Source organism: Bradyrhizobium sp. 40 (assembly GCF_023100925.1).
Taxonomy (GTDB): Bacteria; Pseudomonadota; Alphaproteobacteria; order Rhizobiales; family Xanthobacteraceae; genus Bradyrhizobium.
Window position 1 is genome coordinate 3,827,137 of record NZ_CP064688.1, and the last position, 24,944, is coordinate 3,852,080.

Annotated in this window: 18 protein-coding genes and 1 tRNA gene; 2 read left to right on the forward strand and 17 right to left on the reverse strand. The window is 64.7% G+C overall.

All coding sequences use genetic code 11. The features are described from left to right. Positions 1-155: 155 nt before the first annotated feature. The 6 genes from IVB40_RS18630 to IVB40_RS18655 all read right to left on the reverse strand — a co-directional run bounded on the left by IVB40_RS18630 (position 156) and on the right by IVB40_RS18655 (position 7,575). Positions 156-539: a RidA family protein gene (locus IVB40_RS18630; RefSeq protein WP_247815920.1), complete on the reverse strand. Its 384-nt coding sequence runs from the start codon at positions 537-539 to the stop codon at positions 156-158. 42 nt (positions 540-581) lie between these two features. Beyond that, positions 582-2,915 (reverse strand): acetamidase/formamidase family protein, encoded by a 2,334-nt coding sequence (locus IVB40_RS18635; protein WP_247815921.1) that lies wholly within the window; start codon positions 2,913-2,915, stop codon positions 582-584. A 134-nt stretch (positions 2,916-3,049) separates the two neighbouring features. Continuing rightward, a complete protein-coding gene (locus IVB40_RS18640) occupies positions 3,050-4,291 on the reverse strand; it encodes an acetamidase/formamidase family protein (protein WP_247434630.1) in 1,242 nt (413 codons plus the stop codon). A 49-nt stretch (positions 4,292-4,340) separates the two neighbouring features. Further along, positions 4,341-5,963: an amino acid ABC transporter permease/ATP-binding protein gene (locus tag IVB40_RS18645; RefSeq protein ID WP_247815922.1), complete on the reverse strand. Its 1,623-nt coding sequence runs from the start codon at positions 5,961-5,963 to the stop codon at positions 4,341-4,343. Further along, on the reverse strand, positions 5,963-6,880 hold the full coding sequence (locus IVB40_RS18650) for an ABC transporter substrate-binding protein (RefSeq protein WP_027566899.1): 918 nt from the start codon (positions 6,878-6,880) through the stop codon (positions 5,963-5,965). Before IVB40_RS18650 ends, IVB40_RS18645 begins: the two co-directional genes overlap by 1 nt. A gap of 431 nt (positions 6,881-7,311) precedes the next feature. Beyond that, on the reverse strand, positions 7,312-7,575 hold the full coding sequence (locus IVB40_RS18655; RefSeq protein WP_247286100.1) for a hypothetical protein: 264 nt from the start codon (positions 7,573-7,575) through the stop codon (positions 7,312-7,314). 253 nt (positions 7,576-7,828) lie between these two features. On the opposite strand from IVB40_RS18655, the gene IVB40_RS18660 reads away from it, so the two are divergent. Continuing rightward, positions 7,829-8,023, forward strand: coding sequence for a hypothetical protein (locus IVB40_RS18660; RefSeq protein WP_027566897.1), 195 nt, complete (start codon positions 7,829-7,831; stop codon positions 8,021-8,023). A gap of 86 nt (positions 8,024-8,109) precedes the next feature. Here IVB40_RS18660 and IVB40_RS18665 read toward each other — a convergent pair whose 3' ends face one another. From IVB40_RS18665 to IVB40_RS18705, 9 genes are all read right to left on the reverse strand, one after another. Further along, positions 8,110-8,256, reverse strand: a complete 147-nt coding sequence (locus IVB40_RS18665; protein ID WP_007610232.1) for a hypothetical protein — start codon at positions 8,254-8,256, stop codon at positions 8,110-8,112. A gap of 188 nt (positions 8,257-8,444) precedes the next feature. After that, positions 8,445-8,518: transfer RNA gene (locus tag IVB40_RS18670), tRNA-Cys, on the reverse strand. Between the two features lie 57 nt (positions 8,519-8,575). Then, positions 8,576-9,328 carry an ABC transporter ATP-binding protein gene (locus IVB40_RS18675; protein ID WP_027566896.1) on the reverse strand — a complete coding sequence of 251 codons (753 nt, stop codon included), beginning with the start codon at positions 9,326-9,328 and terminating at the stop codon, positions 8,576-8,578. Positions 9,329-9,338: 10 nt separating this feature from the next. Then, complete coding sequence (locus IVB40_RS18680; RefSeq protein ID WP_247815923.1) at positions 9,339-10,055, reverse strand: ABC transporter permease; 717 nt, start codon at positions 10,053-10,055, stop codon at positions 9,339-9,341. Positions 10,056-10,253: 198 nt separating this feature from the next. Further along, complete coding sequence (locus tag IVB40_RS18685; protein WP_247815924.1) at positions 10,254-10,988, reverse strand: tRNA-uridine aminocarboxypropyltransferase; 735 nt, start codon at positions 10,986-10,988, stop codon at positions 10,254-10,256. 41 nt (positions 10,989-11,029) lie between these two features. Continuing rightward, positions 11,030-14,134 (reverse strand): efflux RND transporter permease subunit, encoded by a 3,105-nt coding sequence (locus IVB40_RS18690; protein ID WP_247815925.1) that lies wholly within the window; start codon positions 14,132-14,134, stop codon positions 11,030-11,032. Further along, positions 14,134-17,283, reverse strand: coding sequence for an efflux RND transporter permease subunit (locus tag IVB40_RS18695; RefSeq protein ID WP_247286105.1), 3,150 nt, complete (start codon positions 17,281-17,283; stop codon positions 14,134-14,136). The genes IVB40_RS18690 and IVB40_RS18695 overlap by 1 nt, the downstream gene beginning before the upstream one ends. Positions 17,284-17,318: 35 nt before the next feature. Continuing rightward, positions 17,319-18,728: an efflux RND transporter periplasmic adaptor subunit gene (locus tag IVB40_RS18700; RefSeq protein ID WP_247815927.1), complete on the reverse strand. Its 1,410-nt coding sequence runs from the start codon at positions 18,726-18,728 to the stop codon at positions 17,319-17,321. Continuing rightward, positions 18,718-20,169, reverse strand: a complete 1,452-nt coding sequence (locus tag IVB40_RS18705) for an efflux transporter outer membrane subunit (protein WP_247463151.1) — start codon at positions 20,167-20,169, stop codon at positions 18,718-18,720. Before IVB40_RS18705 ends, IVB40_RS18700 begins: the two co-directional genes overlap by 11 nt. A gap of 771 nt (positions 20,170-20,940) precedes the next feature. Between IVB40_RS18705 and IVB40_RS18710 the strand changes: the two genes are divergently transcribed. Continuing rightward, the gene (locus IVB40_RS18710) at positions 20,941-21,975 is read left to right on the forward strand and encodes a cysteine synthase A (protein ID WP_247815928.1); all 1,035 of its coding nucleotides are present in this window, start codon (positions 20,941-20,943) and stop codon (positions 21,973-21,975) included. On the opposite strand, the gene IVB40_RS18715 is transcribed toward IVB40_RS18710, so the two are convergent. After that, positions 21,972-22,505 (reverse strand): DUF805 domain-containing protein, encoded by a 534-nt coding sequence (locus IVB40_RS18715; RefSeq protein ID WP_247815929.1) that lies wholly within the window; start codon positions 22,503-22,505, stop codon positions 21,972-21,974. The genes IVB40_RS18710 and IVB40_RS18715 overlap by 4 nt on opposite strands. 136 nt (positions 22,506-22,641) lie before the next feature. Beyond that, a complete protein-coding gene (locus IVB40_RS18720; RefSeq protein ID WP_247815931.1) occupies positions 22,642-24,882 on the reverse strand; it encodes a glycosyltransferase family 41 protein in 2,241 nt (746 codons plus the stop codon). Between the last annotated feature and the right edge of the window lie 62 nt (positions 24,883-24,944).

Consider the following 24,944-nt stretch of genomic DNA (forward strand, 5'->3'; position numbering starts at 1 on the left):
TCGGCGCGGCTTGCAGTCGCCGGCGCGGGCGCCGCATGCGGACGGGCAACGCAAGGTCTTGTAGCCCGGATGGAGCGAAGCGTAATCCGGGGCCCTGTATCCGCGGAACGAATTCCGGATAGCGCTTCGCTCCATCCGGGCTACGGGCTGTCGCCTCACGGCCGGCGGCAGACCAGGTCAATCTCGATCAGCGCGTCGTAGGCAAGCCCGGTGACACCGACGCAGGTGCGGGCCGGCAGGCGGTCCGGCGGAAAGAACCCGCGATAAGTCTCGTTCATTGCGGTGTAGTCTTCCTTGAAACGTGTGAGATAAATGCGTGTCATCACGACGTGTTCGAGACCGAGATCGATGCCCGCCAATACTACCTTCAAATTCTCCATCACCGCCCTCGTCTGCGCGACGATGCCGTCGGGCAACACGCCCGGTGTTTGCGGCGTGTCCGGCATCTGGCCGGTGACGAAGACAAAACCGTCGGTCTCCACCGCGTGGCTGAAGGGCGCGACCGGCTTCGGTCCGCCGCTGATCATGTGGAATTTCACTGGGGTTCCTTGTTACGGCGCTTCTTTCAAGGGAATGCTTGTCTAGGGGAAGGTTTGAAACAGGCGCTTGCTGATGATCGCGTGCACGCCCCAATTGCCGTCGACCACCTGCGTGACGCCGAAGTCGACGGCGGCCGACATCAGCGCGATCGCCTCGTCCTCGCTGAGGCCCTTCACGTTCATCAGGAAGCGCCGCATCTTGCGGAACGCATCTTTCATGGCGAGGTCGAGCGAGGATTTTGCGTAGACCTCGCTTTGGCCCTGAGCGCCGAACTCGGCGAGGTAGTTGGGATGGCTGAATCCGGTCAGGACCCAGTCGGTCTCGGTCTCGATCAAGGGATAAGAGAGATCGGCGAAGGGCTGGCCGGCGAGATCGGCCTTCTTGTGCAGGATCACCTCGAACGTTCCGGTCATTGAGCATTCGATCGCGGTGCCGCTCAATTCGCCGTCGCCTTGCGTGGCATGGGGATCGCCGACTGACAGCAATGCGCCGGGGACGGACACCGGAAGATAGACGGTCGCCCCCTTCCCCAGGCGCCAATTGTCGAGATTGCCGCCGAAATAGGACGGCGGCACGGAGTCGATGAAATCCACCTCGCGCGGCGCGACCGCGATCACACCGAAATGGGGGCGCAAGGGAATGCGGATGCCGTCGAGCACGGCGTGGCGGCGCTTTACCGTGCCGGGCAGGACGGGAACGCCGGGATAGTCGTAAGTGGAGTGCACCACGCCAAACGGGTCGGTCTGCGGCTCCCAGCGATAGGAATACAGCGCGCGGGCGTGCGGCGCATCGGCGTCGTCGAAGATTTCGTAGATCGTCACGACCTCGCGCGGCTTCGGCCCTGAAAGAAATTCGTCGTAATGATAGCCCCACCAGGCCGCGACCGAGGAGCCGAACACGCGTCCTGAATGTTTCGGATGACGACTTGCGCGCGGTACGATGTCGAGGATCCGCACTTCCAGCACGTCGCCGGGCTGGGCGTCCTTCACCGACACGGGCCCGGTGCAGATGTGTACGCCAAAGCCTTCGCCGGCGCCGCGCCCGAATATGCTGGCATCCATCGGACCCGCGCCGCGGCGATCCACGTTCTTCCTCGCCTTGGTCCAGCCGAAAACGTCTTCGGCGGCGGCATCGCCCGCGATCATCAGCTCAGGATCGTCGGAGGCGTGCTGCGTCAGGGTTTCGATGGTGATGGTATCGCCCGAGGCGATCTCGAGCTGCGGCTGTAACGAGCGACTGAAATATCCCCAATGAACACGGTCGGCTTCGACCGGAAGATGATGATGCTTGCGCTCGGCCGTCCTCGGCTCATCGATGTCGGTACGGGCGAGATTGCCGCGCGCCTCGGCACTCGCCTGGTGCACGCGAAGCTGCGCCAGCGCATCCTGCGGCCAGCCGCGCTGACCGGTTATCCCATGCTGCGTCGTCGCCCGCTCCGCCTCCTGCTGGCGAAACTCGCGCGGCGGCAGTCCGAAGCGATGGCGGAAGGCGCGGCTGAAATGCGCGGAATCGCCGAAGCCATAGGCGTAGGCGATCTCCGAGATCGAACGATGCGCCTCGGACGGATTGGACAAATCGGCCCAGGCGCGCTGCAGCCGCCGCTCGCGCACGTAGTGAGTAAAGTTGTCGCCGACCGTCTCGAACAGCTTTTGCAGATAGCGCTCGGAGATTCCTTCGGCCTGCGCGACGCGCGCGGGCACCAGTTCGGGATCGTCGAGGCGGCGTTCGATGCTCTGGCAGATCCGGTGCAGGAGTGCCGACTGCGTCGCGCTCGATCCGGCGTCGGACGTCGAAGCCGCCAATTGATGGGCGAGTGTCAGCAGGAGATCGACGAGCGACTGCGTGACCGCATTCCATTCGGCATCGCTCAGGGTGTCGAGCGTGCGCGCGGTCGCGTCCATCAAGCGCGCGAAGACGTCGGCAAAGCCGCTGGGCGGAACGACCCTGGGTTCGCCGAGCCGCGGCCTGCCCGAGAGGCGGCCGTGCAGCGCGTCCGACGTCACCGACAGCACGATGGCGCGCATGTCGCGCTGGAACACGATACTCCAGTCCCCGCTCCGCGGCAGCAGCACGAGATGGCCCACCGGAACGATGCGATGGCCGCCGGCACTGTTGAGCACCATGCCGTCTTCGACCGGCATCAGCGCAATCGGCAGGTCTTCGTTGGCCTGCGAACGCGGACCAATGGTCTGGGCGCCGGCGGCCATGCGCGTCAGCGCAACGCCTGCGGCGTGGCGATGTGACGCCGTTGCGTGCCCATCCAGGAAGGAATGGCCTGCCGCCGGCTGCAGGCCGACCGCGGCGAGCACGTCCCGCCAGGCTTCGGGCCGGTCGTCTTGCGCGTAGGACTCGCTCGTGAAGGGACGGAAGCTCATCGGATCGACCCAGATTGCAGTGGATCGAAGCAACCTCTGTGCCAGACGCAATTGGTCATCCGTCGCAGCGACGGGCCGCAAATGACGGTCTTTGGTCACGTCCTCGTCCCGGAAACGGATTACCTCTCAAAGCATTAGTCACATCGGAAGATGTTCTTGCGGATCGTGCCGTGAACGCCCCAATTGGCGTCGACCACCTGGGTGACGCCGAAATCGGCGCCGACCGATAGCAGCGAAATCGCCTCGTCCTCGCTGAGGCCGTGCACGGTCATCAGGAAACGGCGCAGTTTTCTGAACGCGTCGCGCATCGCACGATCGAGACTCGAGTGATTGGCAATTTCGGTTTGTGCGTCGACGCCGAGCGCGGCAAGGTAGTTCGGATAGGTGAAGCCGTAGAATGACCAGGCCTGATCAGTCTCCAGCATCGGATGGTCGAGACCTTCGAGGCTGGTGCCGGCGAGATCGGCTTTCTTGTGCAGAACGAACTCGAAATCGCCGGTCAGCGAGGTCTCAATCGCGGTGCCGCCAAGCTCGCTGTCACCTTGGGCTGCATGGGGATCCCCGACCGAGAAATAGGCGCCGGGGACCGCGACCGGATAGAACATCCGCGCCCCCTTGCCGATGCGCCAGTCGTCGATGTTGCCGCCGGTATAGCTCGGCGGGATCGAGCTGACGAAATCGGCCTCCGACGGTGCGAGCCCCATGGTGCCGAAATGCAGCCGTGCCGGCACCTTGACGCTCGCGAGAATGTTCTCCCGCTTCGTGATGGTGGCGTGATCGACGCGCACGCCGGGATAATCGATGGTCGGATGCACGATGCCGTCAGGATCGGTCTGCGGCGTCCAAACATAGTTGTAGACCGCCTTGGCGCAGGGCTCGCCGGAGGTGTCGAGCTCGAAGATGGTGACGACCTCGCGCGGCTTCGGCTCCTCGATCAGATCGTGATAGTGAAACCCCCAATTCGCGGCGACGTTGGAGCCGAAGCAGCGCCCGGCATGACAGGCGCTGCAGCTCGGCCGCGGCCTGATATCGAGGATGCGCACTTCGAGGATATCGCCGGGCTCGGCGCCATCGATCGCGACGGGACCGGTGAGGAGATGCACGCCGATCCCCTCGCCTGCGCCACGAATGAATGGGCCTTCGACAGGACCCGAGCCGCGCCGCGCGACTGCCTTGTGCTCGCGCGTCCACTGGAACACGCTCTCGGCGCCGGGATCGCCCTGGATCATGCGCTCGTAATCGTCGTTGGCGTGGTGGGTCAGCGTCTCGATAGTGGCGCGATCGCCCGAGCGCAGCGTCAGGGCCGGCGCGACCTTCTTGGAGAAATAGCCCCAGTGGACGGTTTTCGGTGAAACCGGCAGCGTGAAATGCTTCATGAGGTGGCCTCTTCTGGAAACGCGGTCTTGAACGTTGCGGGTGCGGCTCTCATCGCACCGCCTCCGGAGTCTTGTCGGTTTCCATCACGCTGAGGAAACGCGCAGTCAGCGGATTGCGGGGGCTGGAGAGAACCTCATGCGCAGGCCCCTCCTCGATGATCGTGCCGCCGCTCAGGAAAGCGACACGGTCGGCGACCTCGTCCGCGAAGCGGATCTGGTGCGTCGAGATGATCATAGTGAGGCCATCATCGATGGCGAGCCGCCGGATCACCTCCAGGACCTCGCTGACGAGCTCGGGATCGAGCGCCGAGGTCGGCTCGTCCAGGAGCAGCACGCTGGGGTTCGGTGCGAGCGCTCGGGCGATCGCAACGCGCTGCTGCTGACCGCCGGAGAGATGCCGCGGCAGCGCGTCGGCGCGGTGCGACAGCCCGATCCGGTCGAGCAGCTCGGCGGCGCGGCGATCGGCATCGATGCGGGTCATGCCGTGCACCCAGCGCAAGGGACCGGCAATGTTCTCTTTCGCCGAGAGATGGGCGAATAGGTTGAATTGCTGGAACACCATCCCGACGCCCACGCTTGCCCGCTCATTGGCGATCGCGCGGGGCGGCAGCAGCTTGCCGTTGTCGTCGAAACCGAGACGGCGTCCCCCGACGCGCACGGTGCCCCCGTCCCAGCTTTCGAGATGATTGATGCAGCGGAGCAGCGTGCTCTTGCCGGAGCCGCTGGGCCCGAGCAGTGCGACGACCTCGCCGACACGCACCGTAAAATCGAGGCCTCCAAGCACCTTTTGCGTGCCGTAGCTCTTGGTGAGGTCCCTGGTCTCGACCGCGATGTTGTTTCGAGAGATCGTTGCCGCACGCCGGGTGCGCTCCTCGCGGGTCAGCGCCCGCGGCGGCGTGTCGGTGAGCTCTGCCTGTGCGGACACCGGGACGTCGACGGTCGCTGCGGCAAGTTCGAGCTTGGTGGCGAGATCGACGCGGCGCCAGGGCAGATAATCGGCGAGCTTGCGCTGGCGACCTTTGGCGCGGTCGAGATCGAGCAGCCATTCGACAAAAAGCTGGATGATGCTGATGGCAAAGGTCAGCACGAGATACAGCAAGCCCGAGGCGAAGAAGATCGAGAAGAAGTCGAAGGTCGAGGACGCAAGCTGGGTCGAGCGCAAGGTCAGCTCCTGGACCGCGACCACGGAGGCGAGCGACGAATTCTTCAGCGCACTCACGGCCTCGTTGCCGAAGGCCGGGATCATGGTGCGGATCGCCTGGGGCGCGATCACCCGCCACATCAGGATCCGCGGCGTCATGCCGAGCGCCTGGCCCGCCGTCACCTGCCCGCGATCGACGCCGAGCACGCCGGCACGCAGCATCTCGGCGATGAACGGCGCCTCGTTGCAGGCCAGCGCAAGGCCGGCGGCCAGCACCGCCGGCAGTTTGATGCCGATATGCGGCAACGCGTCGTAGGCGAACACCATTTGCAGGATCAGCGGCGTGCCGCGGAAGATCACAGTGTAGGCCCTGGCGATCGCCGCCAGCAGCCAGAAGCGGGAGAGCTGCATGCCGGCGAGGATCAATCCGAGGATCAATCCTCCGCCGAGCCCGAGGGCAGTCACCTCGAGGGTGAGCTCAATGCCCTCGAGCAGATACGGCATGCTCAGGTAATGGAGGAACAGCGACATCAGTCGGCCGTCAGAATGTCAGGCTCCTTGAAGTTGTTCACGTCGAGCCCATGCTTCTTCAGAAGCTCCATATGCGTTCCGGCCTTCTGGACCTCGATCAGGGCTGCGAGCACGGCGTCGCGGAATTTCGGCTTATCCTTCGGAACGGCGATGCCGACGGAATACGGGATCGTCACCGCGGTCGCCTTCTCCAGCTTGTCCGGATAGGCCTTGACCGCGCTGTCGACGGTGTTGACGTCGTTGACATAGGTGTCGGCACGACCGGCGAGGATCGCCTGGATGCAGTTGGCGTTGTTGTCGTAGAGCTGGACGGTCGGCTCGGACTTGCCGGCCTTCTTGCACTCGGGCATCAGTGCCTGGATCAGGGGCACCTCGACATAACCGGTGTTTTCTGCGGCAGCGGCGCCGCACATCGACATGTTGATGCCGTTGATGCCCTTCGGATTGCCCTTGGCCACCAGCACGCCGTCGAACACTTTCGAATAGGTGATGAAGTCGGCGGCCTTGGCGCGCTCCTTGGTGGCGTAGATATCGGAAATGACGATGTCGGCTTGTCCCGCGGCCAGCGTGGTCAGGAGCGCCGCGAACGTCACCGGCTTGTAGGTCAGCTTGAAGCCGAGGCATTCACCGATGGCTTCGCCGAGATCGATGTCGAAGCCGATATATTTGCTCGGATCCTTCGGGTCGATGGTCTCATAGCCCGGCGTGTGCGGGTTGATGGCGTTGACGAGGGTCTTGCCCTTCCAGTCCGGATATTTGTCCTGGAGCGCGGCGCAGGCCGCAGGCGCCGCAGCCTGCGCGCTCAGGGGCGCGGCTGCCAGCGCGCCGAAAGTGACCGCGGCGCCGACCGCGGCCTTGCGCCAAGACAGCGATGCACGCGCGTTCCCCCGCGCCTGGGGCAATACCGGTCTCTCCATCTCCAGCTCCTTCGAATTGTCATGGCAATGGCCATGTTCCAGATCTCGGAAGCGAGCCTAGGAGGAGAGCGGACTGGAAAGCTTGTCCGCGGGCGTACAAAAAATTGGATGGAGGGAGCCCGCCATTTGGGCAGGCGGCTGCACAAAAACTGTTCGTGAATGCGGACGCCGCAGCGCGCAATTCCGAATTCGGGGAAACCACATGACCGTGCGTGACGCCCCGATCTGCGCGATCAGCGAATCATTCGGTAAGGTCATTTGACAGAGATATGACAATAGAAGGACGCATCTGCGGGCGACGTCCGAAGCACATCACCGCTGTTCCACAGCCTGTCCGCAGCATACCCACAGGTATATCCACAGGCCGACTATGCCGGATTCGCGAGCCCGCGCGAGCCACTTGCTGCGGACAAACCCACAGGGCCGGTATGTTAGCCGCCGGCCTGATCGAACACGGTGCGGCAAGCCTCACTCAAGCTTGGCCTATTGCGGCGCAGGCAGGCTGTGATGGCGCGAACGTTGGGGATTTCGCCGGCGCAGAGCCGGTAGACGTCGGGGGTACAGGCCCGGCGCTGCTCGGGCGTTCCCTGCTGCGCATGGGCGGCGGACGCAAACAGCGTCAGGAACAGCCCGACCGTCGAGGCGCGACGCGCCCGGCTTTTCACACCCGCAAACCGCAAGAACCTCGCCTTCATGACCAGTCTCCCGTTCTGCCCTGCCCGCCGGCCTGTGTTGGCCGGTGTGCGAACGGGTAGGAGAAATAAACAGCCGAAGATGTGACCTCCTTCACACTGCGGGCATCCGGCAGGAACCTAAGTTTCCCAACGGGATTTCATCAATCGCTAACCAATCGGGACCCGATTGGCCGATCGTTAAAATGCGAACGATCGGCTCAATCGGGAAACAAGCCGGCTTTGCGACATTGCGCCATCCGGTCCGGAGGGTGTGATGAGCGAAGCCGAATTCAACTTGCTGCTGGATGCCGTCCAGGACGCCATAGTCCATGACGATCTGGCGGTCGTGCCGGGGGAGGATTTCGTGCCGCGCTCGTGGACCTATTACGCGAAGCCCAAAGCCGCCAATGACAACGAGGGCGCATGGCCCCTGCTGCCGTTTCCCGACGGCTGGTACGCGGCCTGCTAAGACCAATTTCACCGTGAGCCGATGCGCCCGCGCTCTGCGGGCGTTTTGCTATGGGCCCTACGCCGCGAGATTCGGCATGCCCGCGATCAGGTCTTGACGCGCTCTCCGCCGTCCTGCGGCGCCTGGTCGGGTGCGGCCGGCGGAAAGATGCTGTCATAGATCGCGCGGGCCTCGCGAATGAGGCGAGCCCGCTCCAGCTCGGATTTCGGGACAAATCGGACGATTTCGCTCACGTGCTCTCCAGCGCTCGATCGTTGGGATGCATCACTTCGCAGATGCGAAGACTATGCCAGCAGGCTGAATGACGGGTTTCCGCCGGGCCCCGGGCAAACCCGGTGTGCGCGGCAAGCATGCATCGCTCGCGCGGGCCCATAGCAGGCGCGACCCGATCGAATATTGCTGAGATATCAGGAGGTTGTGATGGAGGCCACGTCGGGACTCGAACCCGAGTAAACGGTTTTGCAGACCGGCGCGTAACCACTCCGCCACGTGGCCCCAACGAGGGCGGAGCAATATAGGGGATCACGGGTTTAGGCAACCCCGACCGGGCAGCTACGCCTTCGCGCCGCCGAGATATTGGCCGAGAATCTCATCGGTTGCGCCGGCCGCCACGATCCGCCCCTCCTCCAGCAGGATCGCGCGGTTGCAGGTGCTCTTGATCAGCGCGACGTCGTGCGAGGCGAGCACCAGAATGCCGGCGCGCACGACGATCTCGTCGAGCCTCTGCCGCGCCTTCTTGCGGAACTGCTGGTCGCCGACGCCGATCCATTCGTCGAGCAACACGATCTCGCCCTCGACGGCGGTTGCGACCGCAAAGATCAGGCGCAGCATCATGCCGCTGGAATAGGTGCGCAGCGGCAGGTCGAGCCGGTCGCCGAGCTCGGTGAATTCGGCGATCTCCGCGCGCCGGGCATCGATCTCGGAGCGCCGTGCGCCGATCACGAGCCCGCGCCGCATGATGTTCTCGTAGCCGGTCGCTTCCTCGTCGAACCCGGCCGAGAGATCGAACAGCGGCTGGCAGCGGCCCAGCACGTCCACGCTGCCGGACGTCGGATGGTAGATGCCGGCGAGCACCCGAAGCAGCGTGGTCTTGCCGGCGCCATTGGCGCCGATGATGGCGACGCGGTCGCCGGCACGGATATCGAGGCTGACGTCGTTCAACGCCGAGACGATGTGCGGGACCGCTGTGTTCCGCCGCAGCGTCACGGCGCTGACGAACCGGCTGCGCAGCGAGCGGTCGCGGAACGACAGCACCGGAAACCTCACCGAGACGTTGCGAAGCGCGATATGAGCTGCGGGGGTCATATCTCGCGCCTCACAGCCAATACGCCACGCGATGGCGGTATTTCGCGTAGCAGCCGAGGCCGATGACGGTCACGACGGCCGCATAGATGATCCCGAGCAGCCACTGCTCCGCATCGGTCGGCTGCGACAGCAGCGGCCTGCGGACCAGATCGAGCAGCGTTGCAAACGGATTGGCGCGGATCAGCCAATAAAACGCGGTGCCGCGCACGGTGTCCTCGGTCCAGATGATCGGCGTCAGGAAGAATACGAATTGCAGGCCGCTGACGATCGCCGAGCCGATGTCACGAAACCGCGCGCAGAGCATGCCGAGCGCAACCGAGCCGCCGAGCAGCACGACGAGCAGGATCGCAATGCCCGGCACCGCGAGCAGCATGCTCGCATGCAGCGGCCACGGCATCACGAGATAGAGCAGGACGACGATCACCAGATGATGCGCAAAGATGAGGACGTTGCGCGCCATCATCTGGAGCACATGCACGATCAGCGGCGCCGGCACGGCCTTGATCAAATGGCCTGAAGCCACGAAGATGTTGGAACCTTCCTGCAGCGTCGTCGCGATCAGCGTCCAGACAATCAGGCCGACAGCGAAGGTCGGCAGAAAGCTCGCGATGTCCTGCCTGAACAGTGCCGCATAGACCGTGCCGACGCTGGCAATGGTCGCAGCGAGCGTCAGCGTAATCCAGAGCGGGCCGATCACAGTGCGCCGGTAGCGCAGCGAAATGTCCATCAGGGCAAGCGTGCCCCAACGATCGAACCGCGCCGCCTGGGCAAGGATCTCCTTGGCTGCAAGCTGAATGCGACGGCCCTTTCCGCTTCCGGCGTTCCGATGGTGCCACAGGATAGCAGATCGCGGCCTGTTGGCCGATGGTCTCTATTCGCCCGCCTCTCGCGGGACAATCGGCCGTACGGATGATCCGGACCGGACTCAGGCTCGCTTGCCCCGCCGCACACCGCGCCGGCGGTCCTTGACCGGCGGCTTTGGCGCCAATTCGGGCATCTCGGTCTGAACCTCGCGGTAGCGGGTTAACATCCGTTCGAAACAGGCATTCAGCGTCTCGGCGATGTCCGGGCGCTTCTCCAGAGTGGAGAGGATCGTCGCTGCGGCCTCGATGGTCGACAGTCCGTCCTTCCGAGGCTCCTTGCGCAGGCGCCCGTAGCGCGATGGTGCGGCCGGGTTGAGGATGACGCGCTGGCATTTCAGCATCCAGGGGTTGCGCCACCACAGGGCCTTGGCTTGGCTCCAGGTGCCGTCGAGCAGCACCACACCTTCGAGCTTGCCGAGGCGCGCGCGCTGGTTGTCCGCGACCTCGCCCTTGCGGTTGAGGGCCAGGATTTCGCCCTCGGCCTCGAGGTCGGCGGCGTGCGCCGAGCCGAGATAGAGCACGGCCCAGTGCGAGGCGTTCTCGATCGGCTGCCCCAGCGCCTTGGACAGGCTCGGCCAGGACAAGCCGACCCGCAGCGTGGCACCGGCGAAATGCTTCGCAAGCAGCCGGGCGGTGCCGAGCGCCCTCTCCTGCTCCTGCGGATGCTGAAGGATCAGGAGTCCAAGGCGGTTTTTGAGCGGCGTGACGCTGTCGCAGATGCACAGCGGCATCGGCTTCTGGCAGTGCGGACATTCGGGGATCGGATCGGCCGGCGCGGCGGCGGTGGGGTTCGACATGGTCGCCGCTATACGCTTTGCAGGGCGGTTCAACAACCCGCCTATTCCGCCGGCGCGGCCAGCGGGCGCGGCTCGCGCCGTCGGCGCAGGCGGTCGATCAGCAGGTAGATCACGGGCGTGGTGTAGAGCGTCAGGATCTGCGACACGAACAGCCCGCCGATGATGGTGATGCCAAGAGGTCGGCGGAGCTCCGTGCCGGGCCCGGTCGCGACCACCAGTGGAATGCCGGCGAACAGCGCCGCCATCGTCGTCATCAGGATCGGCCGGAAGCGCGCCTGGCAGGCCTCGAAGATCGCCTCCGCCGAAGACAGGCCGCGCTGGCGCTCGGCATCGAGCGCGAAATCCACCATCATGATGCCGTTCTTCTTGACGATGCCGATCAACAGGATGATGCCGACGAAGGCGATCACCGTCAGTGGCGTGTTGGTGAGCTGCAAGGCCAGCAGCGCGCCCAGACCCGCCGAGGGCAGCGTCGAGATGATCGTCAGCGGATGGGCGAGGCTCTCATAGAGCACGCCGAGCACGATATACATCGCCACCAGCGCGCCGAGGATCAGGAGCGGCTGGCGGCCGCTGGTCTTGGCGAAATCGCCGGCATTGCCGTCAAAACTGCCGCGAATGCCCTCCGGCATGTGCAACTCCTCGACCGCGCGCTGGATGTTCTGCGTTGCGGCCTGGATCTGCACGTCCGGCAACAGATTGAACGACACGGTGGTCGATGGGAACGATTGCGAATGATAGACCGCGAGCGCGGCCAGCCCGCGCGTCGCATGCACCACGGCCGACAGCGGCACCTGCGCGTCGCCCGCGCCGGCGACATAGATGCGTTCGAGGTTGGACGGGTCGACCTGGAATTTCGGGTCGATCTCCAGCACGGTCATGTACTGGTTGCGCTGGGTGTAGATGATCCCGATCTGCCGCTGCGAGAACGCATTGTTGAGCGCGTTGTCGATATCCTGGACGCGGACGCCGAGCGCCGAGGCCTTCTGGCGATCGATCGACAAGGTCAGTTGAAGCCCGCCGGGATCGCGGTCGCTGGAGATGTCGGTGATGCCCTCGACGCTCTCCATGCGCTTGGCCACGATCGGCGCCCACTTTTGGAGCAAACCGAGATCGGTGCTGGTCAGCGTATACTGGTAGTCGGAATCGCTCTGCCGTCCGCCGGCGCGCACGTCCTGGGCGGCGAACATGAACAGGCGGATGCCGGGCACCGGGTATAACGCTCGCCTGAGACGGTCGATCACCACCTGGGTCGAGACGTGGTCGCGCTCCTCCGGCGGCTTCAGGCTGATGAACATGGTGCCGCGATTGGAGGTCGCGCCGCCCGGCCCGCCGCCGCTGCCGACGGTGGAGCCGATGCCGGCCACGGCCGGATCCTGCATCACGATGTCGGCGAGCCGCTGCTGCAGGCTCAGCATCGACTGAAACGAGATGTCGGCCGAGGCGCGCGTCGCCCCGATAACGAAGCCGGAATCGTCGGTTGGGAAATAGCCCTTGGGGATCTTGATGTAGAGCGTCACCGTCAACGCGATAGTGGCGAAGAACACCAGCAGCGTCAGCAGCGGATATTCCAGCACGGTGCGCAAGGTGCGGGTGTAGAAAGCGACGATGCGCGACAACGAGCCCTCGATGATCCGGTCGAACAGGGTCGCCGTGCCGGACGTAGTCTGCCGGATGTAGTGCGCGCAGATCATCGGCGTCACCGTGAGCGACACCAGCGTCGAGACCAGGATGGCGAAGGTCAGCGTCAGCGAGAACTCGCGCAGCAGCCGGCCGACGATGCCGTCCATGAAGATCAGCGGCGTGAACGCCGCGATCAGCGACAGGCTGATCGACACCACGGTGAAGCCGATCTGCCGGGCGCCGTCCAATGCCGCCTGGAGCGGCCGCATGCCGTGCTCGAGGTTGCGGTACATGTTCTCGATCATGACGATGGCGTCATCGACCACGAAGCCGACGGAGATCGCCAGCGCCATCAGCGACAGATTGTCGATCGAGAAGCCGGCGACCCACATGCCGGCGCAGGTCCCGGCCAGCGCCAGGGGCACGGAGATTCCGGCCGCGATCGTCGGCGTGAGCCGCCGCAGGAATACGAACACGACGACCATTACGAGAATGGCCGTCGCGAACAAGGTCCACTGCATGTCGAGCACGCTGGCGCGAAGCGTGCTGGTGCGGTCGACCAAGGTGGAGATATCGACGCCGGCCGGAATCCACTGCTTCAGCGCGGGGATCAACGCCTTCACCCGGTCGACGGTGTCGATGACATTGGCATCGCCCTGCTTGGTGATCTGGATCAGCACCGCCGGCTGCTTGTTGAACCAGGCGATGGAACGGGCGTTGCGGACGGAGTCCTCGATGTCGGCGACGTCGGCCAGCCGGACGAAATTGCCGTTCGAGCTCTTGATGACGATGTCGCGGAACTCTTTCGCGGTCCGCATCTGCCTGTTGAGCGACAGCGTTTCACTCTGGCGCTCGCCGTTGAAGATGCCGACCGGACCGAGCGGGTTGGCGTTGATGATCGCAGTCCGCACGTCGTCGGTGGCGATGCCGGCGTTCGACAGCGCAACGGGATTGAGCTGCACCCGCACCGCCGGCTGATCGGCGCCGGACACCGTGACGTCGCCGACGCCCGGCACCTGCGAGATGCGCTGCGCCAAAACCGTATCGGCGACGTCGTAGATTGCGCTTGCGGACAGCGTCTTCGAGGTCAGCGCCAGCACGAACACGGGAGCGCCGGCAGTGTTGGCCTTGCGGAAGCGCGGCAGCGTCGGCAAATCGCTGGGCAGGTCGACCAGCGACGCGTTGATCGCCGCCTGCACGTCACGTGCGGCCTTGTCGATGTTGCGGCCGATGTCGAACTGGAGCTGGATGTTGGTCGTGCCGAGCGACGAGGTGGAGGTGATCTGGTTGATGCCCGCGATCTCGCCGAGCCGCCGCTCCAATGGCGAGGCGACCGTCGCGGCCATCACGGACGGGTCGGCGCCGGGACGGCTGGCGGAAACGAAGATGGCGGGGAAATCGACGTTCGGAACCGAGGCGACCGGGAGGAACTCGTAGGCCACGATACCCAGCAGGAACAACCCGATCGACAGCAGCGTGGTCGCGACCGGGCGGCGGATGAAGGGCTCCGAGATCGATGCCATCACTGCATCCCCTCGGTCGCGCCCGCGACGGGCGGCCCGCCGGACTCCGCCGGCGGCAGCGCGTGCTCGAGGCGGCGGTTGATGCGGTCGAGTGCGAGATAGATCACCGGCGTGGTGTAGAGCGTGAGCAATTGGCTGAGCAGCAGGCCGCCGATGATGGAGATGCCGAGCGGAAAGCGCAGCTCGGCGCCGGTGCCGCTCTCGATCGCCAGCGGCAGCGCTCCGAACAGCGCGGCCAGCGTCGTCATCATGATCGGGCGGAAGCGCAAGAGGCAGGCCTGCACGATCGCCTCATGCGCCGGCATCCCCTGCCCGCGCTCGGCCTCGAGCGCGAAATCGATCATCATGATCGCGTTCTTCTTGACGATGCCCATCAACAGGATGATGCCGATCAACCCGATCACCGAGAGATCCTGCCCGCACAGCATCAGCGCCAGGATCGCGCCGACGCCGGCCGAGGGCAGCGTCGAGAGGATCGTGATCGGGTGGATGTAGCTCTCATAGAGCACGCCGAGCACGATGTAGATCGTGATGACGGCGGCGAGCAGCAGCCAGGGCTGGCCCGCCAACGCCTTGGCGAATTCGGCGGCGTCGCCGGCATAGACGCCGACGATGCTGTTGGGCATCTCGATCCGGGTCTCGATGGTCTTAACGGCCTCGACAGCGTCGCCGAGCGCCGCGCCCGGGGCGAGATTGAAGCTGAGCGAGATCGACGGGAATTGCGCCTGGTGCGAAATCGCGAGCGGCGCGGTGGTGCGGGTCAGCGTCGCCACGGCGGAGAGCGGCACCTGTGCGTTGGGCGCGCCGGCAGTCGCGCTCGCCGCGCCCGGCAGATAGAGCTTCGACAGGATCGAGGGATCGCGCTGGTACATCGGCAGCGCTTCCAGCACCACGCGGTACTGGTTGGCCTGGCCGTAGATGGTCGAGATCTGCCGCTGCGCGAAGGCGTCGTTGAGCGTGTCGGTGATGCCCTGGAGGCTGACGCCGAGCTGGCCGGCGCGGGTGCGATCGACCGTGAGCTGCGCCCGCAGACCGCCTTCCTGCGCCTCCGAGGAGACGTCGCGGAACAGCGGATCGCGCCGCATCTCGGCAACCAGCTTGCGCGCCCATTCCGACACCAGGGCAGCGTCGGTGCCGGTCAGCGTGTACTGGTATTGCGAGCGGCTCGACTGGGTCGAGATCTGCACGTCCTGCACCGGCTGGAAATAGACGGTCATGCCGGGGATGGCGGCCACTCGCTCCTTCAGCCGGGTGATGACCACGCTGACATCATCGCGCCGCTCGCCGCGAGGTTTCAGCGTCATGACAAGACGGCCGACATTGGTGGTCGGATTGACCGAACCAGCACCGATCACCGAGACCACGCCTGTTACATCGGGGTCGGCCTTGATGGCGTCGGCCGCCGCGGCTTGCCGCTTCTGCATCTCTGCGAACGACACGTCCGGACCGGCTTCCGTCACCGCCGTGATCGAGGCAGTGTCCTGCAGCGGCAGGAAGCCCTTTGGCGCGACGACATAGAGCGCCAGGGTCGCAATCAGCGTGGCGAAGGTCACGACCAACGTCGCGCGCTGGCGCTCCAGCACCCAGAGCAGCGTGCGGTGATAGAACTCGACGGTGCGGTCGATGAAACGGCTGACCGCGGCAAGACCCGGCACTGCCAGCTCTTCATGGGCATGCTTCAGCAGGCGCGAGCACATCATCGGCGTCAGCGTCAGCGAGACGACGGCCGAAGTCACGACCGCGATCGTCAGCGTCAGCGCGAATTCGCGGAACATGCGGCCGACAAGGCCCGACATGAACAGCAGCGGGATGAACACCGCGATCAGCGACACCGTCAGCGAGATCACGGTGAAGCCGATCTCGCTGGCGCCCTTTAGCGAAGCCTCCATCGCGCTATCGCCGTTTTCCATGTGGCGGACGATGTTCTCGATCATGACGATGGCGTCGTCGACGACGAAGCCGGTGCCGATGGTGAGCGCCATCAGCGACAGATTGTCGAGGCTGAAGCCGGCGAAATACATGATGCCGAAGCTGGTGATCAGCGACAGCGGCAGCGCCACGCCGGCGATCAGCGTGGCCCGCAGCGAACGCAGGAACAGCAGCACCACCAGCGTCACCAGCACGACGCTCAGGATCAGCGTGAACTGCACGTCGCGGACCGAGGCACGGATGGTGACGGTGCGGTCGGAGACGATGGTGAGGTTCACGCCGGCCGGAATAGCGCGTTGAACCTTTGGGATTTCCGCGCGGATCTGGCTGACGACGTCGATCACATTGGCGCCCGGCTGACGCTGGATGTCGATGATGACGGCGGGCGAGCCCTGGTACCAGCCGCCGGTGCGGTCGTTCTCGAGCCCATCGACGATCTGCGCCACGTCGGCGATGGTGACGGGGGAGCCGTTGCGGTAGGCGATGATGACGGGCTTGTAGGCGTCGGCGGCGGCGATCTGGTCGTTGGCGGCGATGATGTAGGATTGCTGCGCGCCGTCGAGCGAGCCTTTCGGCCCGGAGACGTTGGCATTGGCGATCGCGGTGCGCAGGTCTTCCATGGCGATGCCATAGGCGGCCAGCCGCGCGAGATCCGCCTGGATGCGGACGGCTGGCTTCAGTCCGCCGAGCACAGAGACGCGCCCGACGCCGGAAATCTGGCTCAGCCGCTGCGCCAGAAGCGTGTCGGCGATGTCGCTCATCGCCCGCAACGAGATCGTGTCGGAGCGCAGCGCCAACGTCATCACCGGCGCATCGGCCGGGTTCACCTTGGCGTAGGTCGGCGGATAAGGCAGCGTCTTGGGCAGCACGCCGGCCGCAGCGTTGATCGCGGCCTGGACGTCCTGGGTCGCGCCGTCGATGTCGCGGTTGAGATCAAACTGGAGCGAGATCTGGCTGACGCCGAACGAGCTCGTCGAGTTCATCGCCGACAGCGACGGGATCTGGCCGAGTTGCCGCTCCAGCGGCGCGGTGATCAGCGAGGCGATCACGTCGGGGCTCGCGCCGGGCAATTGCGTCGTCACCTGCACGGTCGGGAAATCGACCTGCGGCAGCGCGGACACCGGCAGCGCGAAATAGCCGAGCAGCCCGCCAATCAGAAGCGCGATGCCGAGCAACGAGGTCGCGATCGGCCGTCGGATGAAGGGTTCGGAGACGCCCATGGGATGCGCCTGCGCTCAGGCGGCTGTTGTCGGGATCATGGCTGCTTGGCTCCACTTCCCGATGCACCAGGACTTGACGGAGGCCCTGGTGCCGGTCCGGTCTGGCCCTTCTGGTCGCCTTCGCTGCTCTTGCGCTTGGCGCGGAACTCGCCGTCCTTGTCTTGTCCGTCCTTCTGGCCGTCTTTTGCGCCGTCCTTCTTCTGACCATCCGGCCCGCGCGAGCGCTTGCGCGGCGCCAGATCGGCCGACGGGGTCTGGTCGTCGCGCCCGATGACCACCTTGGAGCCATCGGACAGATTGGCAAAGCCGGTGGTGACGACCTTGTCGGTCGCCGACAGGCCGCTGGCGATCACGGCGTCATGCTCGTTCTGCTGCGTCACCGTCACCGGCTTGGCCGCAACCACGTTGTCCTCGCCGATGACATAGCTGAAGGTGCCGATCGGTCCGCGCTGCACGGCCGAGGTCGGCACCACCAGCGCCTGCGTCAAGGTCTCGACCTTGAGGCGGACATTGACGAACTGGCCGGGCCAGAGCTGGTAATTGGCGTTGGGGAATTCGGCCTTGAGCCTGAGCGTTCCCGTGGTCTGGTCGACCTGGTTGTCGATGCCGGTGAGCTTGCCGGTGTCGATCACGGTGAGGCCGTCATTGCCGAACACGTCGACCGCGAGCGCGCCCTTCGCCGCCGCGGCGTTGACCCGCATGATCTGCTGCTGCGGCAGGCTGAACCACACCGCGATCGGCTGCAATTGCGTGATCACCACGAGGCCGGTGGTGTCGGAGGCGTGGATGATGTTGCCTTGGTCGACCTGGCGCAGGCCGGCGCGGCCCGAGATCGGCGCCACGATCTTGGTGTAGCTCAGCGTCGCCGCCGCATTGTCGATCGCGGCCTGATCGGCCTTCACCAGCGCCTCCGTCTGCGCGACCAGCGCGCGCTGGGTGTCGGCCTGCTGCTTGGATCCGGCATTGGAGGCAGCTAACTGCTCGTAGCGCGTGAGGTCGATACGCTGGTTGGCGAGCTGGGCCTGGTCCTGGGCCTTCTTCGCGACGGCCTGATCGTACGTCGCCTGGTAGAGCGCCGGGTCGATCTCGCCGACCACGTCGCCTTTCTTGACGTCCTGGCCCTCGGTGAAATTCACTGCGATCAGCTTGCCGTCGACCTGCGAGCGGACGGTCACGGTGTTGAGCGCGCGGATCGCGCCGACGCCGTCAAGATAAACGGGAACGTCCTGGATACGCGGCGTCGCCGCCAGCACTGGTACCGGCAGATCGGGCCGTTGGTTGCGGCCGTTCGCCTGCTGCGGCTGCTGGTGCCAGGTGCTCCAGCCGTAGTAGCCAAGCCCGCCGAGGATCGCCAGCGTGATCAGGGGCATGATGAAGCCGCGCCCGCGCGGCTTCTTCGCCGTTCCCTCCTTCGCGCCTTGCTTCGTATCCGGCTTAAAGAGCATTGACCGGTTTCTCCATCCTCGGCTCCCAGCCGCCGCCGAGCGCCTGATACAGGCTGACGATAGCAAGAAGGCGGGCAAGTTGCGCCTGCGACAGCGCGTCTTCCGCCTGGAACAGGGTCAGTTGCGTGTTGAGCACGGTGACGATGTCGGCGGTGCCGGCGCGCAATTGCTGTTCGGAGAGATCGAATGCGCGGCGGGAGGCGTTGAGGACGTCACGCTGCAATTGCAGCCTGATCGTGGTTTGCTTGATCGAGAACAGCGCGTTATCAACGTCGGCAAAGGATTGAATGATGGTCTTGCGGTAGGTCTGCAGCAGTTCGTCCTGCCGCGCCTTGGCAAACTCGAAATTGCCGAGGATCTTGCCGCCGTCGAAGATCGGCTGCGTCGCGCTGCCAACCAGCTGGAAGAAGGCCGCATGCGGCTGAAACAGCGAGACCAGGGCGGAGCTCTGATAGCCGCCATTGCCGGTCAGCTGGATGGTCGGAAAGAACTGCGCGCGGGCATTGCCGATATTCGCCGTCGCCGAGGCGAGCTGCGCCTCCTGCCGACGAATGTCGGGGCGCTGGGTCAAGAGCTCGGACGGCAGACCGGGTGTCACGCGGGGTATAGCGATCCGGTTCAGCGAGCCGCCGAGCACGCGCACGCTCTCCGGCGGCCGCGACACCAGGACCGCAAGCGCATTGACGTTCTGGTCGAGCGTCTGGCGCAGCGGCGGCACCAGTGCCTTCTGGTTTGCGAGCACGCTCTCCTGCTGGGCGACGTCGAGATCGGTACCGGTGCCGGCCTTGCGCCGTTCCCTGACGGCATCGAGGATGCGCTGCGCGCTCGCGATGTTGCGCTGTGACGTCCGGATGCGATCCTGCGAGGCCAGCACCTGGAAGTAAGCGTTAGCGACGCCTGCGAGCGTGGTCAGCGCAACGACGTCGCGATCGAAGCGGTTGGCATTTGCCGTCTCTTCCGCCGTTTGCAGGGCGTCCCGGTTCTGGCCCCAGAAATCGAGCTGGTAGCTTGCGCTCAGCGAAGCCTGGTAGTTGACGACCTCACGGCCGCCATTGGTGAGCCCCGAGGCGGAGGAGCCGGAGGTGCGCGAATAGGCCTCCTGCCCGGTGCCGGAAAGGCTCGGCAGCAGCGCCGCACCCGCCTGCCGCGCCTGCGCGTCAGCCTCGACGATGCGCGACACGGCGGCGGCAATGTCGAGGTTGACGGTCTGCGCCTCCTCCATCAGCTGTGTCAGCTCCGACGAGCGGAAGCTGCGCCACCAATCCAGCGACGGCGGGGCATCCGCCTTGCCCGCGTATTTGTACTGCGTGGGAACGTCGAGCGCGGGATCAGGTAGATCCTGCGTCAACACGCAAGCGCCCGAGCCGGCGGCAAGGCAAACGACCGCAAGCCAGCGCGCCGCACGTCGCGTCCGGGACGTGGCGCCTGGAGACCGCCGCACAGCGATCGCAGGAACATCCTGTGTCACACATACCCCCCGCCGGGCAGATCGAGCCGCCACCGCGCAGCTGGAGTAACCGATTCGCGGCGGCACAGTCGGGGGGCTTTGGACAACTCGTTCACAAGGTGAGGCTTTCTACGGAACCGGACACCCATACTAGCCGGGTGCGGAACAGCGGGACAGTCCCGCAGTTGCGAGATGGTCGCCAAAGTGCGACGATCCCGCGGCGAACAAATTGCAAAAAGTCTCTGTCCTGCAGTACTTTCTTGAATCTCGAAGCCGTTCCGGAGCGCATTCAAGCTTACCAACATTTCATGTGATATTGCCGCCACACCAACTTCAGTGGCTTTAATTCGTCCGTAGCGCTCGCAATCCGGCTTCAGAGCTGGTCGCGAAGCCGTCCGAGCCGGTCCACGAGGTTGTTTACCGTCGAAAATAAACAGGCATTCGTCGCGCCGATATGTCTGCCGGCTTCTGCAGGCTATCCACGCGCGTCGTTATCGACGCGTCCCGCCCAAAGGCGATGAATTGTCGCGAGTGCGCTGACGACGGCCTTAATCTTCCATGTTTTGGCAGAGTCCGACCCGATCTTCCTCTGTTGTCGGCGCCGCGTAGCCCAGCATCATCGGCCATCGTCCCTCGCAAGAATTTCACTGCTTCGACGGGCACTTCCGCCGGTTTCGCCGCAGCGCAAAAGCCTTCCCCTTTGGCCTCCCAAGCACTAGGTTCTGGCCAACCTGATCAACCCCTTTGCCAGTGATTTGCCCAGACATGACCATCAACAACGACGTTGTCGAAGCCATCGGCAACACCCCGCTGATCAAGCTTAAGCGCGCTTCCGAACTGACCGGCTGCACCATCCTGGGCAAGGCCGAGTTCATGAATCCCGGCCAGTCGGTGAAGGATCGCGCCGGCAAATGGATGATCCTGGAGGCCGAGAAGCGCGGCGAGCTCAAGCCCGGCGGTCTCGTCGTGGAATCGACCGCCGGCAATACCGGCATCGGCCTTGCGGTCGTGGCCAGCGCGCGCGGTTACCGCACGCTGATCGTGATCCCGGAGACGCAGAGCCAGGAGAAGAAGGATTTCCTGAAGCTGTGCGGCGCCGAGTTGCTGGAATCACCGGCACTGCCCTATTCCAATCCGAACAACTACCAGCATGTCGGCCGCCGTCTTGCTGACGAGCTGCGCAAGACCGAGCCGAACGGCGTGCTGTTCGCCGACCAGTGGAACAACCTCGACAATGCGAAGGCGCATTACGAGTCCACAGGTCCCGAGATATGGGAGCAGACCGGCGGCAAGATCGACGGTTTCGTCTGCTCGGTCGGCAGCGGCGGCACGCTCTCCGGCAGCAGCCGCTTCCTGAAAGAGAAGAGCAAGGACGTCAGGATCGCCTGCGCCGATCCCCATGGCGCCGGCATGTATGAGTATTTCAGAACGGGCGATGCCAAGGCGACGCCGGGCGGCTCGATCACCGAGGGCATCGGCCTCAACCGCGCGACCGCAATCGTCGAGAGCGCAAAGGTCGATGACGCTTATCTCATTCCCGATGCGGAAGCAGTTACGGTGATCTACGAACTGCTCCAGCACGAAGGCTTGTGCCTCGGCGGCTCGACCGGCATCAACGTTGCCGGCGCGATGCGTCTCGCGAAACAGCTCGGGCCCGGCAAGACGATCGTCACCGTGCTCTGCGATTCTGGCAGCCGTTACCAGTCGAAGCTGTTCAACGCCGACTTCATGCGCGCCAAGAGCCTTCCTGTGCCTGAATGGCTGGAGAAGCGCAGCAACATCAAGCTGCCGTTCGTCTAGCCCCAAGTCGGCCGCGACGATCCCTGCGACACCCGCGCGAGCCGCTCGTTCGATAGCGAAGGCTTGTTCGCGCGCGTGCGCGGCGGGAGGGGTGCGCTGTAGGAGCCTTCGCTGTCGCCGCTCGGCCAGAACATGAGCGCGAGCATCAGCGCGAGGTTGACGAGCGCGCCGACCGCCGTTGCCTGCTGCTCCTGCCCGATCCCCCAGGCCGGAAAACGGCCCGCGACGACATGGTCGACGATCATGAGCGCGAACCAGGCAGGCACCACGCAGACCGGATCCCAGCCGATGTCGCGGATGCGCATCGATTGCAGCGTGAAGGTCGCAACTCCGAAGAACACGATCGCGGCGATCATCGCCCAGCTCTTGGTGAGGTCTTCGGGTCGGATCGCGCCGGGCGAGTTGTTGTTCAGCACGGCCATTGCGATGGCAAAGCAGATCGCCGTCATCACGATCGCAAGCGCGACCGTCGCGAGGAGGAAATGCAATCGCCCGAGCCGGGCGTTCAAGCCGAAGACGAAACCGAGCATTGGCGCACCCTTTTTGGCGCCACATGCCCAGAGATAGCTTTCGGAGCCATGAACCGGCACGGTCGCGCAGCGCCGCATGGTTTCCGGAGGACTAAGGTGGCCGGCGCAATTCGAGGCTTCGCCCCACCCGGCACGGTCAGGCGCCCTCGCCGCCTTCCGAGGCCGCAGCACAATAGTTGCGCCAGAACTGGCGGTAACCCGCCTCGACCCTGGCCGTGTAGATTTCGACATTGCCGGCAGGCGAAGCCGCGATCCGAGCCGGCAAGTCCGCGCGCAGCTTCGCCAGATGCGCCGGCTGTGCCGCATATTTGGATGCGATCGCGGCATAGCCCTCGTCATTATCGGCGACCCAGTCATTGAGACCGACCGCAGCCACGATCGACCCGCCGGCGCGCGACGATGCACCGTTGCCGAGCTTGGCTACGACCGGCACGCCCGCATAGAGCGATTCCCAGGTGCTGACGCCGCCGTTTTGCGGGAACGTGTCGAGCGATATGTCGACGTTCGCAAACGCCCGCAAGTGCTCGTGGCGCGGCGACGAGCCCAGGCAGGTGACATTCTCCTCGGCAATTCCCTGTGCCACGAACCGCGCGACCAAATTGTCGCGCAGCATGGGATCGTCGAGCAGGGTATGTTTGATGATGATCTTCGAACCCGTCACCTCGCGCATCACTTTCGACCACACCCGGATGGCCTCGTCCGAGATCTTGTAGATGCGGTTGAACACGCCGAAGGTGACATAACCATTGCGGAGCATGGGCGGCTCCGATGCAGGTAGATCCAAAATGGGATCGATCGTGATCAGGCACGGCAGGTCGTAGACCTTTTCAGCCAGCAGATGGCGCGCCGATTGCGGAATGAAGACCGGATCCGCGAGCACGTAGTCCATGGTCTGAAGGCCCGTGCCCGTGGCGTGACCAAACCCCGAGACCTGGATCGGAGCCGGCTTGCGGGCGAAGACATGGAGCCTGTTGCCGGTCGTGTGCCCGGACACGTCGATCAGGATATCGACCTTGTCAGCCTGAATGCGATCGGCCAGTTCGTCGTCCGACATCTGCCAGGCGTCGACCCAGACGTCCGCCGAGGATCTGAATGCGGCGGTGATCTCATCTCTTACCGGCGAGCACGAATAGCAGACGATCTCGAACCTGGCGTGGTCATGGTGGCGCAGCACTGGCAACAGAGCGAACGCTGCCGAGTGATGCCAAAATTCGGCAGCAACATAGCCGACCACGATCCGCTTGTCGGGATCAAGCTGCCGGGGGGCAAGAATCCTTCGCGGCAACTTCGAGCCGATCGCGTTCCACCACTGCTTTCGTGCGGCCTGCTGAACCGCGAAATCGGCGTCGGAAAGATAGTCGAGAAAGAAGATCTTCCGGCCGATCAAGGACGCATCCGGTACAATGGCCAGCGCCGCATCGAGTAGCTCGATCGCCGATGCGATCTCGCCCTGGTTGGCAAAACAAGCGCTCAGCAGCGCCATCGCGATCGCGGAGCGTGGATATTCCTCCAGCAACGTGGTGCACGCCAGAATCGCTTGCGCCGTGTTTCCCATGGCAAGCGCGACTTGTGCCTTCCCCTGCAGGGCCACCTCGAGCTTGGGCGCAAGCGCAAGGGCCGCATCAAAGTCCGCCGCCGCCTGTTCCAGGCTCGACGTCTCAAGATTGAGCCGTCCACGATTCGCCAAGATCTTCGCCGACCCCGGCCTGATCGCGAGCGCCGCCTCCAGCGCGCCCTTGGCCTCGTCGAAGTTTTTGAGCTCGATATTGACCAAACCTTTGCCGACGAGCGCCTCCACGTTTCGCGGCTGAAACAACAGTGCGCGCTCGAAGCTCTGTTTGGCGCGAACAAGCTGGCGCAGCGCAAGCTCTGCCAGGCCGCGATTGCAGAGCGCATCGGCATGATCGGGCTTCAGCCCGATCGCGCGATCGTACGATTCGATAGCCTGCTCGACGCGGTTGAGATGCAACAAGGTATTGCCGAGGTTGGCCAAGGCCATGGGGAAGCTCGGCTTCAACGCGATGGCCCGCTCCAGGGATGTACGCGCGTCCTCATATTCCCCAAGTGCGAAATGCGTGGCTCCCAAATCGGAAAATGCCTGTGCCGAGCGTGGGTCGACCGTCACGGCATATTTGAGCGCCTGTTTCGCTGCCTCGAAGTGTCGGCTCGCGAATGCGCCCAAGCCAAGCAGGTGCAAGGCGCCGAAATGCTCCGGAAGTTCATTGAGGATCTGGCGGCAGAGCGCCTCGGTCTCCGCATACCGGCCCTGGCCATAGGCCGTATTCGCGGTCGAAATGATCGCGTCCGCCTGCTTCTTCAATTTCTTCTGCAACCGCGCGTTCTGGAACGCGCGTGCGCCGGCGCCGCTGCTCTGCAAGGATTCTCTCCGGAGGATGCCCGGGAGGATTCTAGCTGATTCGCGGCCAAGGCCGTCCGGTT

Coding starts and splice junctions, on each gene's coding strand:
- IVB40_RS18635 (WP_247815921.1), bottom strand. CDS start 2,915: ATGAGCTTCCGTCCCTTCACGAGCGAGTCCTACGCGCAAGACGACCGG.
- IVB40_RS18640 (WP_247434630.1), bottom strand. CDS start 4,291: ATGAAGCATTTCACGCTGCCGGTTTCACCGAAAACCGTCCACTGGGGC.
- IVB40_RS18645 (WP_247815922.1), bottom strand. CDS start 5,963: ATGTCGCTGTTCCTCCATTACCTGAGCATGCCGTATCTGCTCGAGGGC.
- IVB40_RS18650 (WP_027566899.1), bottom strand. CDS start 6,880: ATGGAGAGACCGGTATTGCCCCAGGCGCGGGGGAACGCGCGTGCATCG.
- IVB40_RS18655 (WP_247286100.1), bottom strand. CDS start 7,575: ATGAAGGCGAGGTTCTTGCGGTTTGCGGGTGTGAAAAGCCGGGCGCGT.
- IVB40_RS18660 (WP_027566897.1), top strand. CDS start 7,829: ATGAGCGAAGCCGAATTCAACTTGCTGCTGGATGCCGTCCAGGACGCC.
- IVB40_RS18675 (WP_027566896.1), bottom strand. CDS start 9,328: ATGACCCCCGCAGCTCATATCGCGCTTCGCAACGTCTCGGTGAGGTTT.
- IVB40_RS18680 (WP_247815923.1), bottom strand. CDS start 10,055: ATGGACATTTCGCTGCGCTACCGGCGCACTGTGATCGGCCCGCTCTGG.
- IVB40_RS18685 (WP_247815924.1), bottom strand. CDS start 10,988: ATGTCGAACCCCACCGCCGCCGCGCCGGCCGATCCGATCCCCGAATGT.
- IVB40_RS18690 (WP_247815925.1), bottom strand. CDS start 14,134: ATGGCATCGATCTCGGAGCCCTTCATCCGCCGCCCGGTCGCGACCACG.
- IVB40_RS18695 (WP_247286105.1), bottom strand. CDS start 17,283: ATGGGCGTCTCCGAACCCTTCATCCGACGGCCGATCGCGACCTCGTTG.
- IVB40_RS18700 (WP_247815927.1), bottom strand. CDS start 18,728: ATGCTCTTTAAGCCGGATACGAAGCAAGGCGCGAAGGAGGGAACGGCG.
- IVB40_RS18710 (WP_247815928.1), top strand. CDS start 20,941: ATGACCATCAACAACGACGTTGTCGAAGCCATCGGCAACACCCCGCTG.
- IVB40_RS18715 (WP_247815929.1), bottom strand. CDS start 22,505: ATGCTCGGTTTCGTCTTCGGCTTGAACGCCCGGCTCGGGCGATTGCAT.